This window comes from Bacillus luti, from assembly GCF_001884105.1.
Classification (GTDB): Bacteria; Bacillota; Bacilli; order Bacillales; family Bacillaceae_G; genus Bacillus_A; species Bacillus_A luti.
The window spans coordinates 88,788-101,105 of sequence record NZ_MACI01000018.1 but is presented as its reverse complement, the minus strand read 5'-3'; the positions used below and the strand labels follow the sequence as shown (position 1 = coordinate 101,105).

Below are 12,318 nucleotides of genomic sequence, written 5' to 3'. Positions count from 1 at the left end.
TTACTTTAAATAATCAGGTAAAACAAAACCGTTAAACTGTTCTTCAGATTCAATCATTTTTTTAAATTCTGGTGAATGATATGCCTCAATTAAATCTTTAACAAATGCTTTCTCTTTATCCTCATCACGAACGGTAACGATGATTCGGTGTTGTGATGGTGTTTTTTCTAATTCAAGTGCCTCTTTTAATTTATGTCCTGATGAAATAACAAGATTTCCGTTAATAATACCGTAATCTAAATCCTTCATAGCTCGTGGAATTTGCGGCGATTCAAGTGGAACCAGTTTGAAATTTTTCTTTTTATACGTCACGTCTTTTTCAGAAATCGTTAAAATATTTACATTGTCCTTTAACTTCACCCAACCAATTCCTTCTAAAATTCGTAATGCACGCTCTAAGTTAACAGGATCATTTGGTACTCCTATTTTCATACCATCTTCCAAATCATCTAGTGATTTATGTTTTTCAGAATATACACCTTGAGGTGCTGATGGGACTTGTATTACCCCTTTAATTTTCGCATTATTTTCTTTTGCGTAAGATTCCATAAAGGCAGTACTTTGAAATATGTTTGCATCAATATCTTTATTTGTTAACGCTGGATTTGTTTCGTTTGGTGAATTAAACTCAACAATTTTAACTTTATACCCCTTTTTCTCTAAGTACGGCTGTACTGCTTTTTTCACTTGATCACTATACGGACCAGGTGTAAATCCTAAACTAATTTCTTTTTGATCCCCCGTTGATGTTTGTGTGCAACCAGTAATAATAAACAAACTACATACAATACTTACAAGTGCTAAAAATAAACGCTTCATCTCTTTTCCCCTCCTAATAAAAAAACAACCTTACATATAAGAAGGTTGTCGTTTTCCCCTCTTATCTACTCGGAATTAGCACCTTGTCATTTTTCAGGTTGCTGAAGTTTCATTGGGCCGTTCCCTCCACTTCTCTCGATAAGATTATATTGAATTGTTCTTCCTATTGTGTCACTATTCCGATAAAAATACAATGTTTTTTTACGTTTTTTTCCACATGATGTAGAGCAACGCATCCCAATAAAATATATTAATCCTACAGGAAAAAGACTTCTGTATCATTCCAACCTAGTAAGTTGTTACACGCACATACACTTTTACCAATTGTTTTACTTTAATAGCAGTAACATTAGTCTATTCATTTTCAATACTATTTTTCCCCAAAAAAGAAAGGTGTTTTCCGAAATAGGAAAACACCTTTTACTTATTTCTTCTTATTTAAAACAACACTAATGATAACACCAATACAAGCACCTATAATAGCTGGAACAATCCACCCAACACCTTCTGTATAAAAAGGAATGTATTTCAATACTGACGTCCACTCATTCATCATTACATTTTTATTAAAAATATCAATTGCACTAAATACCGCTACAGTCCCAACGGTTACTGTATATACGTATACATACTTTCCAATATACTGATGGAATAACCCTAAAATAATAAGCGTTAATGCAACTGGATAAATAAATCCAAGGATCGGTACTGATACTTTTAAAATTTGCGTTAATCCTAAATTCGCTAAGAGCATACTAACAAAACTTAGTATAAACGCCCAAATTTTATAAGATACTTTCGGGAATGCACTTGCGAAAAATTGACTACAAGATGTAACGAGTCCGATTGAAACACATAAACATGCGATAGTAAAAATAAGACCTAATAAAACGACTCCGCCTTGTCCAAATAATACCGTCATAACTTGTGATAACACTTTCGCGCCATTATCAAACGTACCTAATGAACCACTAATTGAACCAACATACCCAAGGATGACATAAATAATAGATAATAAAAGACCTGCTCCAATACCAGCAATACTCATATATTTCGCTAAACCTTTATCACCTTCAATACCTTTTTCACGCAGCGCATTGGCAATCACAATACCAAAGATTAAAGCCGCTAGCGCATCCATCGTTAAATATCCGTCTAAAAACCCTTGGAACATAGGAGCTTGTCCATAGTTTCCAGCAGGTTCTTTCACACTACCTACTGATGTAAACATGCTTTTTATAAAGATAAGAGCAATCATACCTAATAATAACGGTGTTAAAACCTTTCCGAACAACCCCATTAATTTAGACGGTGATAAACTTAACCAGTACACAATACTAAAGAAAATAACCGTGTAGCATAATAAAACTACGCTTCCCGCTTCTGGGAAGAACTGACCTGGCCCCATTTCAAAAGCTAAACTTCCTGCACGTGGGATACCAAGACCTGGTCCAATAAATACATACACGATACACGGAAAAATAATGGCAAATGAAGAATGAACTCTACCCGCTAACGTTTGAAAACTTCCCGCTTTCGCAATAGCAATAACTCCCAATATAGGAAGACCTGTTGCTGATATAATAAACCCTACTAATGAAATCCACACATGTTCTCCTGCTTCATAACCAAGAAAAGGCGGGAATATAAGATTCCCTGCTCCAAAGAACATTGAGAATAACATAAGACTAATAAGTAAAATTTCTTTTTTCTGTAACAATTTCATTTCTTTCCCCTTCTTTAATTTCATCTTCCATGAAATCAATTTCACATATAAAAAAAGTGCAATAATCCGCTTCCTTACAAAGAAAACATAGTCCATAGTCTATCACAAAAGAAACGCTCCTTCTATAGCTATCCCTCTTTTCCAATTTCTTCTGAAAAATCAACCTTTATTGACTTATAATAGTTAATAAGGTAAAATATTAAATGTACAAAATTATTAACTTTGTTTTTGTTTGTGTCAGGAGGAAAATAACATGGAATCAGCGATACAACTAGAAAGAGAACAACAAAGAAAAAAGAAACATCCTCCAGGTTTATACTTACTCTTCTTTACAGAAATGTGGGAAAGATTTAGTTACTATGGATTACGAGGATTATTAACATTATATTTAACGACAGCTTTAGTAAGCGGTGGTCTTGGGTTTAGTCCCGCATGGGCACTCTCTATTTACGGATTTTATACTGGAGCCTGCTATTTCACACCAATGATTGGTGGATACTTAACAGACCGTTTTCTAGGTAAACGAAAAGCGATCACAATTGGTGGTATAACAATGGCAATCGGTAACCTTACACTATTTGCCTTGCAAAACCAATTAGGCTTATACCTCGGATTAGCGCTTATTATTATTGGTAATGGATTCTTCAAACCGAACATCTCTACACTGGTTGGGGAATTATATGAAGAGAACGATCCAAAACGTGATAGTGCGTTTACCATTTTCTATATGGGTATTAACGTCGGGTCATTTTTAGCTCCACTCGTTTGCGGATTTTTATCAGAAAATTTATTCAAAACAACAGTTGATGGAGTGGTACATTACGGATTCCGTTACGGTTTCTTAGCCGCTTCAATCGGAATGATCATTGGACAAATTTTATTTACAACACTATCAAATCGCTTCCTTGGTGATATTGGTAAAAAACCAACTCGCGATTTGCAAACAGCTGCTGGACAACCATCAGTAGGAGATACACCGTTAACAAAAAAAGAAAAACAACGTACCGCAGTTATCGTCATTTTAACATGCTTTGTTGTCTTCTTCTGGGCTGGCTTTGAACAAGCCGGTAGTTCATTAACATTATATACAAACAAATTTGTAGACCGCTCTGTGTTCGGATGGGAAGTTCCAACATCTTGGTTCCAATCGGTCAATCCATTATTTATTATTTTACTTGCTCCAGTCATTTCAGCATTATGGGCAAAACTTGCAACTAGAAAAAAAGGGGACTTAAAAATCCCAACAAAAATGGGACTTGGTATGATCCTACTCGGTATCGGCTATATCATTCTCGTTATGGCTACATTAAAAACAGGTAGTGATGAACATAACATTACAGAAAAAGCAAACCTACTATTTATCGTCTTTACGTATCTTTTCCATACGTTAGGTGAGCTATTCTTATCACCTGTTGGACTATCAATGGTTAGTGCACTCGCTCCAGTAAAACTTGCTTCTTTATTAATGGGTGTATGGCTAGCAAGCTCAGGAATCGCCAACATTTTAGGCGGACAACTTGCGAGCTTTACAACTTCACTTGGATATTCTGAAGTATTTATAGTAATTGGAGCTGCCGCGATTGTCTTAGGTTGTGTTTTATTATTAATTTCTAAGAAATTAGTGAAATGGATGGAATAAAAAAAGATGAGGAATTTCTCCTCATCTTTTTTTATTCTTTCTTACCCTTTTCTATAGCTTGCTCATACAGCTCTTTATGTTCTTTATATTCACTTGGCACGAAATTTTTATAGAAGAATGAAAGCCAGCTATCTCCCTTTTTATATCCTTCTTCTCGAATTTCCGTTGCCTTTTTATTTGATTTAAATCCTTCAACAAACCATTTCTTTAATGATTCATTCTTTTCATACTTAGCAGGAACTTTCAAATCATAGTTTTCAAATGCATACTTATAGCCAGCCTTTTCTACTGCCTTTTTTGTAGACTTATAGCCTTTTTCATACGCGGTTTCATATGCTTTCACGTATGCATCTTTATCACTATTCCCAGGATTCTTTTCTGCTAACTCTTTACCAGCCTTTTCCCCTAGTTCCGCTTGCTCTTTTTCAATTTTTTCCGTTCTTTCTTTATTTCCTACTTTGAATCCCTCTTCAAAGTTTGGTTTAAACTCTGGGGCAACTTGTCTATCGTCCATTACCTCTTGTGCTAACCCCTGCTCTTTCCCTTTTTCAAAATGCGTTTTTTTCTGTTCTTCTAACGACCATACCGCAGCATAAGCAGTTGTAAATGCTTGTTTATATGTATCCGATTTTCCAGCTACATGTGCTTCTGCAGCATTTTTACCAGCTTTAAAATCAGTTTCTCCATTTTTTTGGCCTTCAAGTTGACCTTTTTCCATATCAGCTTGGCGCTTAGCTTCTTCTTGCTTACGCGCCTCTTCTGCTTTTCTTTGTTCCTCAGCTACACGTTGTCTCTCTTCTTCAGCTTTACGCTGCCTCTCTTCCTCTGCTTTACGCTGTGCTTCGGCAGCACGTTGCTTTTCAACCTCAGCATTGCGCTGTGCTTCTGCTTGTCTTTCAGCTTCTACAGCGCCATTATTATTTTGGCTAGGTGCTGGGCTCGTTGCACCACTACCAGAAGCTGGTTTATTATGATAATGATATTCCCCGTACTGTAATCCCCATTTCTCACAATTTGTACGACACGTATGTCCACCATTAGCATCTGTACGCCCTGGATGCGCATAAGCTGAAATTGGAGCTATCAATAACGCTATACTTGTTGTTAAAAGAAGTTTCTTCACCTGTTGTTTCACTGTTGTTCCTCCCAAAATCTAGAATTCTAACTTTATTATACATAAATAGAAAAATACTTAAATACCAACTAAAATATTCTATTATTTCTCAAGATTAGTAAAAAAGAAGGTCAACTCTTTAAAGAGTTGACCTTCTTTTTTATTTCTTCGCCTTCGTTCCTACTAAATCACCAGCAACAACATAACGCTTAGAATTATCCTTCACAGATACACATGTAATAAGCGTTATCTCATCTTTCCCATGATCCTCTACAACTTCCCACTTATCAGGAGTTACTTCAGATACACCCGTAACTGCATACTCATATTCATTTTCATTATCATACAAATAAATTTTATCGCCCTTTTTCAAAGAGGCTATATCACTAAACAAAACACCTTTTTTAGACATGTTATGTCCTGCTAGTGCGTAATTCCCTTTTCCCATTACTTGATTTTCTTTTACTGTCGCTGCACCTGATAATAGGTTTTTCTCAGTAGAAGATTTTAAAACAGGGAGCTCTACTGAAACACTTGGAATCGAAATACGGCCAATCACTTGTTTCTTATCTAATGATGCATTCGCTACTTCCGCCAAGTCTGGTTGATTAATTTTTGAAGCATCTACAAATTCCGTCTCATGCTTTTCATAATCCATCTTTTGAACAGCCTGTCCATTTTCAGTCTGTTTCTTTTCAGCCTGATATCCATCATAAAATGGCTTTCCGATTAAAACACCACCTACAACAAATAGAAGGATCGCTACTATACTATAAATTCTTTGCTTATTCATATACAATTCCTTTCCGTTACAAAATCTTACTCTATATAAAATGATAAGATAATATTGCTGTATGTACAAGTGTAAGCTTAAAAAGAAACCTTCTTGCTAATGCAAGAAGGCTTTTTTTAAGCTAATTTATTTCTGTATAGGGATATATGGAAAACTGTCATTTGAATAAAGAAAATAGAAAATAGAATATATAACGGGTATCCAGGAAGGTATTCATTAATAATAGGTGAAAAGGTTAAAAATCCAACTGCACAAGGTAATACAAACCATAATGATACAAATGTTGTTCGACAGGCTTTATCGGTAATCGCTTTTTCACGCTCATCTTCTAGTGGAAATAATAATGGATACATCCAAAAAGATAAATTCTTGTATTTTTTCTTTTGAATTCTATAAAAAATTGTAACTATAATAGCTCCAATAAATAATAAAATAAATGGTACTCCATTAAACCATACTTCAAATGGAAATTTCTCGTTTTTAATTATATCTGCTAATTCTGTAATCACACTATAAAATTCAACAAATGTCCAGCATGCTAACGCAGTATAGAGTACATTTATGATATAAGAAAAACCAATTCTATTCATCCTCTTCCCCCTCCTTATTTAAAACAAATACATCTTCCATCTTTAGCTCGAACACATCACAAATCGTAAGTGCTAATAACAAAGAAGGAACGTAATCTCCTTTTTCAATTGCAGCAATTGTTTGTCTCGTTACTCCAACCTTTTCTGCTAATACACTTTGCGAAAAATTAAAACGAGCTCTTAATTCTTTCACTCTGTTAAAAATGGTCAATTTTACCACCTCTCACCACCATTGTATGCCATCCTTAACAAAATGTAAACTCAACTTAACATTATTCTCACAAAAAAATCCAACTTTACAAATTGTAAAGTTGGATTACGTGTTAATTTAAAATAGTTAATTTAACATTTTTTCTGCCCCAATTACTAGATGAAGCTTTATCAGGCATTAAAACATCGATTTTGTGACCTTTAATCGCGCCACCAGTATCTGCTGCAATTGCTTCTCCATATCCTTCAACATATACACGAGAACCTAATGGAATAACAGATGGATCCACCGCAATTAATTTCATTCCTGGGTTTGCAGTTAGATTATAACCTTTACCACCTGGGCCCCATGCAGAATATACTTGTTGACCTGGTCCATAACCATTTTCAGCTGGGTCTGCTGTATAAGCTGTTGCATGTACATAAAGTTCTTTTCCACCAGCAGCTGGTTTAGAAGGTTGTGCAGGTTCTACCTTCGAATTATTATTAGCAACAGGTTCAGCTGGTTTATTAGCTTTTTCTCGCTTTTGCTTTTCTGCAATTTCTGCTTGCGCTTTCGCTAAGGCCTCTTGCTCAGCCTTTGCAGCTGCTTCTGCTTTTGCACGCTCTTCTGCTGCAATTCTTGCTGCTTCTTGCTCACGAGCAATTGTTTCTTGCACTGCCTTCATATTTGACTCAATTTTAGCTTTTTCTTCTGCTGCTAAATTAAGTTGGCTTGCAATCTGATTATATTTAGCTTGAACCGTTTGTAAGTTATCTTGACGCTTTTTCAAGTTATCTTGCAGTTCAGCTTGTGCTTTTGCTAATCTTTGCTTGTCTACTACTAATGATGCTTCTTTTTCATCAATTGTTTTCTTATCCTCTTCAATTTGACGAAGATCTTGTTCTTGTAGACGTAAAATTTCTTTATCTGCTTCTAGAATAGTAGTAACTGCATTCATACGTTGTATGAAATCTGCAAAGTTTTTTGACTCTACTACAACTTCTACTACTAAACTTGTATTTGAACTGTTTTGAACAGAAATCATACGTTTTCTCATAATATCCTTACGAGCAAGGACTTTATCTTCTAAAACGACAATTTCTTCCTTTTTTTGTTCAATCTGCTTATGTGTTTCATCGATTTTACGTTGAATAGCAGCTTGATCCTCTTTATTTTTTGCAATTGTATTATTTAAATTATGTAGTTCGCTTTCGATACCTTGAATTTCTTTACTAACAGCTTGCTTCTCTTGCTCTTTCTTCTGCATATCTGCATCGTTTTGCTGCAATTGCTGTTGCATGTTGTTAAGTTTCTCGTCGTTTGACTCTGCTTTTACAGCGACTGTACTAGAAAGACCGATAATTCCTGCTAATACTAGACTACTGATTCGCTTAAAATAGTTCATAATCCGACTCCCTTCTTATACAGTTATACATGATTTATTTTACAGTTTGTTTACAATACCATTAAATACAGTTTATTTTTCATGACGAAAAAAAGGGAATTATGAATAAAATGTAATAGATTCTTAAATATTTAACAATTCCTATATTTATAAATTATAAAAGATGCTAAAATCCAAATATAGAGAAAATATAACTTCCAAAGGCGGTTGAATGAAATAAAATGTTTACTCAAAAGAAAACACTCCAACATAAAATTGAACAATTAGAAAATCGTATACATGAGCTAGAGACAGAATTAAAACAAAAAGATATTGAAAAACGAGAAATAATTTCCACTATCCACGATCGTGTACAAAGCGTCGTCCAAGAGCATCAACTTGTAAATAACCAACACCATACACTTCAAAATTTAGTTCAACAATTAAACTCATGTTTTGAAAATGTTTCAACACGTACAACACATTCCAATGAATTGAACAGTGAAATGTTACAAAAAGAACATAGCTTAATTCAGTCTATTGAAGAAATTATTGACTGCTCTAATGAAGGAAAAGAATCTGTTCACCGTTTACTTATTGTTATTAATAAATTAGGTGAACAATCTCAGCGTACATCTAACAGCATGAATCATTTAAGTGAACGCTCAAAAGAAATTGAGCAAATTGTAGAAGTCATTCAAAACATAGCAGCGCAAACAAATCTACTAGCGTTAAATGCAAGTATCGAAGCTGCACGTGCTGGAGAGCATGGTAAAGGCTTCGCTGTTGTTGCCAATGAAGTAAGAAAACTAGCAGAAAGTACGGCAGAGAGTACAAAAAATATCGGCAACTTAACGAAAAAAATTCAAGAAGAAATTGAAAAAGCATACGAAAACACAAAGGATAATTTACATTTAGTCGATGAGGGTGTCGAAATGAGTGCCGATACAAACGCTAGAATCGAAAATATTTTAATCATGATTCAAACGTTACAAAATGGTGCTACAAATGTTATTCAAGCGATTGAAAACCAAAAATCTTGTAATGACGATATATTACGAGAATTTGCACATACACAACAAATGTTCCAAAAATTAAATACTACTATTATGAGCCATATTCATGACGCTGAAAAAATCGATGTTCAATTGACTACAAGTCTTCAAGAAACAGCGGCTTCTCATTAATAATAAAGTGAAACTTTAATCAGTGGGGGTTTTCTTCATCCCCCACTGATTATTAGTTGAACCAATCGGACTTTTATGGGCAGTTGATCCCCCACCTAAATTCTTTGCTTTCGCTGAATTTTGAGGTGGGGGTCTTACTGCCCATTAAAGCGGGATAAAAATCCCCTATAGCGCTATAGGGGATTTTTACTATATTCCGAATATTTTTTTCTTCCCAATATTCATCCATATCTTTGTTATAATGGAAAAGTTGTTTCTTTATACTAATTAACAAGGAGGATGTTATGGAACAATTTTACTACATTTTAAAATATTTAATTCTTGGTTTGTTCCAAGGACTAACAGAACCAATTCCGATTTCTTCAAGTGGTCACCTCGTTTTAGCACAACATTTGCTAGGACTAAAAATAGAAGGGTTTAGCTTTGAACTACTTGTTAATTCAGCTTCATTATTAGCTGTATTACTTATTTATAGAAATGATTTAATTCGTCTAACGAAGAATGGTATATCTTATATATTTACAAGAGCAGAAGATACAAAATCAGATTTCTTCTTTATTATTTACCTTGTAATTGCCACGATTCCAGCAGGTGTTATTGGTGTTTTATTTAAAGATTACATCGATCAGTACTTAAAAGGTGTGAGAATGGTTGGGATTTCCCTTCTCATTACTGCTGTCGGCCTTTGGATTATTAGAAACTTGCGTGGACGTAAAAATGATGGCGATCTTTCTATGAAAGATGCAATCATCGTCGGATTAGCACAGGCTTGCGCACTAATCCCTGGGATAAGCCGATCTGGTGCCACAATCGTAGCAGCGATGTTACTTGGTATGAAGCAAGAAACTGCTCTTCGCTTCTCATTCTTACTATACATTCCAGTTAGCTTAGGTGGTTTATTACTAAGTATTACAGACATTGCAAACGACCCAAATCTAGACACGTTATTCGTACCATATGTCGTTGCATTCATCGCAACATTTATTATGACGTATATTTCGTTAAAATGGTTTATGAACATTATGGCAAAAGGAAATTTAAAATATTTCTCCTTCTATTGTATTATCGTAGGTGTACTTACTATTATTTTCTTGTAAGGCGACGGCTTTTACGGGCAGCCCCGTCCACCTAACTTCTTTGCTTTCGCTGAATATTGAGGTAGGGGGCTTACTGCCCGCAAATATCGGGATAAAATAAACTTACAAATTTGAAGCGAGTCATTCTATTAATATAGAACGACTCGCTTTTGTATAATCCGATTAAAATAAAACCTATCATTATAAGAGAATTCATCTAGTATGCCCCCTCTTACCTTTGTCATAGGATAAGATAAGAGGGCTTTCTTATGCATAAACTTTCTTTTCTTGACAATACAAACGAATAACATGCTTATTTTGTTGAAATACATCATGTGTTAAGCGAATAATAATAAAGTTTCGTTTTATTTGATTGTCATGAACAAAAATCTGTTCCCCCTCCTGAAAATGCCATGCACTTTCAAAAGTCGTAATATGCCCCCCACTTACAGAAAACAGCTCATATTGCATCTCTTATACCCTCTCTCAATTTATATAATCATAATATCTTTATATTAAACTTAGTATAGCTTAATCCCTCTAAAGTTTGTAATTTTTTCTATTTTAAACTATTATAATTTTGTTTTAAATTCTTTTTAGCGCTATAATGATAAACGAAATTTCATTGAAAGGAGACTTCATTTTGACTGCATATTTATTTCCAGTAAAAACAGCTTTTATTTTATTTCCTATTTTAGCAATGTTTCTCTTAATCCCTTTTTTAATATTTAATTATCGAAAATACGGTTATTTAAATAAATGGCGCTCATTTATTTTATACTCATTATTACTCTACTTATTAAATGCCTATTTTCTTGTTATTTTGCCATTACCACAAACGTACGATACTTGTAGCCTACAACCGGCTAATACACAGCACATGCAACTCTCACCATTTTATTTCATACAAGAGATTAGCAATCATACATCGGCAATTTTAACGAAACCAGCTACTTATTTCTACTTATTAAAAGAATCTGCATTTTTACAAGTTGCATTTAATGTTCTATTAACCGTTCCATTCGGTATTTACTTACGTTATTATTTCCGACGTAGTTTATTACAAACCATTTGCATTTCTTTTTGTTTTTCACTATTTTTCGAACTAACACAAGTGACTGGGCTATATGGTATTTATAATTGTGCCTATCGCTTATTTGATATCGATGATTTGTTTTTAAACACACTAGGTGGCGTAATTGGTTTTATCATTGCACCGATATTTACGTACTTCCTTCCGAAAGCGAGCGAATTAGATAGTCATATTGATTTAGAAACGAAACCAGTTGGATTCGTTCGTCGCCTGATTGCGATGCAAATTGATTGGATTTTCTTATCTATCGTTGTACCTGTAATTAAAAACAAAGGAAATTCTATCTTCCTTTCTAATATTCAATCTTACACCAATATGTACGAACTCATTTTCATTACGTGTTCGATCTTTATTTACTTTATTATCATTCCATACTTTACGAATGGAAAAACAATTGGAAAAGCATTGCTTCGCATTTATGTGAAAGGAAAGTCAGATCGCATTACAATGAAGGAATTATTCATCCGTTACGGTATATTCTATTTCATTTTAGGTGGAATCAATTATATTCTTTCTAGTAGCTCTATCTTAAATCTTACAGAACCTTTAGTATTACTAGTTATAGTATTGTTCCAATTCGTCATTAACGGCCTATTTATTATCCATGTTTTATTACATGTATTTAGCCGTGATAAGTTACTATTTTATGAGCGCATTAGTCAAACAAGGCATGCAATTATACTAAAAAAAGCTGACAAATAATT

11 protein-coding genes, 1 pseudogene and 1 riboswitch are annotated in these 12,318 nt (G+C 34.2%); of the genes and pseudogenes, 4 read left to right on the top strand and 8 right to left on the bottom strand.

What is annotated here, in order from left to right; translation table 11 throughout:
- Together BAQ48_RS05285 and brnQ1 are read right to left on the bottom strand one after the other, a co-directional pair.
- Complete coding sequence (locus tag BAQ48_RS05285) at positions 1-819, bottom strand: MetQ/NlpA family ABC transporter substrate-binding protein (RefSeq protein ID WP_029437491.1); 819 nt, start codon at positions 817-819, stop codon at positions 1-3.
- Between the two features lie 58 nt (positions 820-877).
- A riboswitch (SAM riboswitch) is annotated at positions 878-964 on the bottom strand.
- Between the two features lie 279 nt (positions 965-1,243).
- Positions 1,244-2,545 carry a branched-chain amino acid transport system II carrier protein BrnQ1 gene (gene brnQ1 / locus BAQ48_RS05280; protein ID WP_071710284.1) on the bottom strand — a complete coding sequence of 434 codons (1,302 nt, stop codon included), beginning with the start codon at positions 2,543-2,545 and terminating at the stop codon, positions 1,244-1,246.
- A gap of 253 nt (positions 2,546-2,798) precedes the next feature.
- On the opposite strand from brnQ1, the gene BAQ48_RS05275 reads away from it, so the two are divergent.
- Positions 2,799-4,184, top strand: a complete 1,386-nt coding sequence (locus tag BAQ48_RS05275) for a peptide MFS transporter (RefSeq protein ID WP_071710282.1) — start codon at positions 2,799-2,801, stop codon at positions 4,182-4,184.
- 31 nt (positions 4,185-4,215) lie between these two features.
- Here the strand turns inward: BAQ48_RS05275 and BAQ48_RS05270 are convergent, their stop codons facing one another.
- From BAQ48_RS05270 to BAQ48_RS05250, 5 genes are all read right to left on the bottom strand, one after another.
- Positions 4,216-5,319, bottom strand: coding sequence for a YHYH domain-containing protein (locus BAQ48_RS05270; RefSeq protein ID WP_071710281.1), 1,104 nt, complete (start codon positions 5,317-5,319; stop codon positions 4,216-4,218).
- 139 nt (positions 5,320-5,458) lie between these two features.
- A complete protein-coding gene (locus BAQ48_RS05265) occupies positions 5,459-6,091 on the bottom strand; it encodes a class A sortase (RefSeq protein ID WP_001041716.1) in 633 nt (210 codons plus the stop codon).
- A 116-nt stretch (positions 6,092-6,207) separates the two neighbouring features.
- On the bottom strand, positions 6,208-6,681 hold the full coding sequence (locus BAQ48_RS05260) for a DUF2178 domain-containing protein (RefSeq protein WP_001079696.1): 474 nt from the start codon (positions 6,679-6,681) through the stop codon (positions 6,208-6,210).
- A complete protein-coding gene (locus BAQ48_RS05255; RefSeq protein WP_071710279.1) occupies positions 6,674-6,892 on the bottom strand; it encodes a helix-turn-helix transcriptional regulator in 219 nt (72 codons plus the stop codon). Before BAQ48_RS05255 ends, BAQ48_RS05260 begins: the two co-directional genes overlap by 8 nt.
- 112 nt (positions 6,893-7,004) lie before the next feature.
- On the bottom strand, positions 7,005-8,279 hold the full coding sequence (locus BAQ48_RS05250) for a 3D domain-containing protein (RefSeq protein ID WP_071710277.1): 1,275 nt from the start codon (positions 8,277-8,279) through the stop codon (positions 7,005-7,007).
- A 632-nt stretch (positions 8,280-8,911) separates the two neighbouring features.
- On the opposite strand from BAQ48_RS05250, the pseudogene BAQ48_RS28535 reads away from it, so the two are divergent.
- Both BAQ48_RS28535 and BAQ48_RS05240 read left to right on the top strand, forming a co-directional pair.
- Positions 8,912-9,445, top strand: a pseudogene (locus tag BAQ48_RS28535) (methyl-accepting chemotaxis protein); the annotation flags it as partial.
- Between the two features lie 284 nt (positions 9,446-9,729).
- Positions 9,730-10,542, top strand: coding sequence for an undecaprenyl-diphosphate phosphatase (locus BAQ48_RS05240; protein WP_071710274.1), 813 nt, complete (start codon positions 9,730-9,732; stop codon positions 10,540-10,542).
- A 246-nt stretch (positions 10,543-10,788) separates the two neighbouring features.
- Here BAQ48_RS05240 and BAQ48_RS05235 read toward each other — a convergent pair whose 3' ends face one another.
- Positions 10,789-10,992 carry a hypothetical protein gene (locus BAQ48_RS05235; RefSeq protein ID WP_001199183.1) on the bottom strand — a complete coding sequence of 68 codons (204 nt, stop codon included), beginning with the start codon at positions 10,990-10,992 and terminating at the stop codon, positions 10,789-10,791.
- A 172-nt stretch (positions 10,993-11,164) separates the two neighbouring features.
- Between BAQ48_RS05235 and BAQ48_RS05230 the strand changes: the two genes are divergently transcribed.
- Positions 11,165-12,316 carry a VanZ family protein gene (locus BAQ48_RS05230; RefSeq protein ID WP_071710272.1) on the top strand — a complete coding sequence of 384 codons (1,152 nt, stop codon included), beginning with the start codon at positions 11,165-11,167 and terminating at the stop codon, positions 12,314-12,316.
- Positions 12,317-12,318 lie beyond the last annotated feature (2 nt).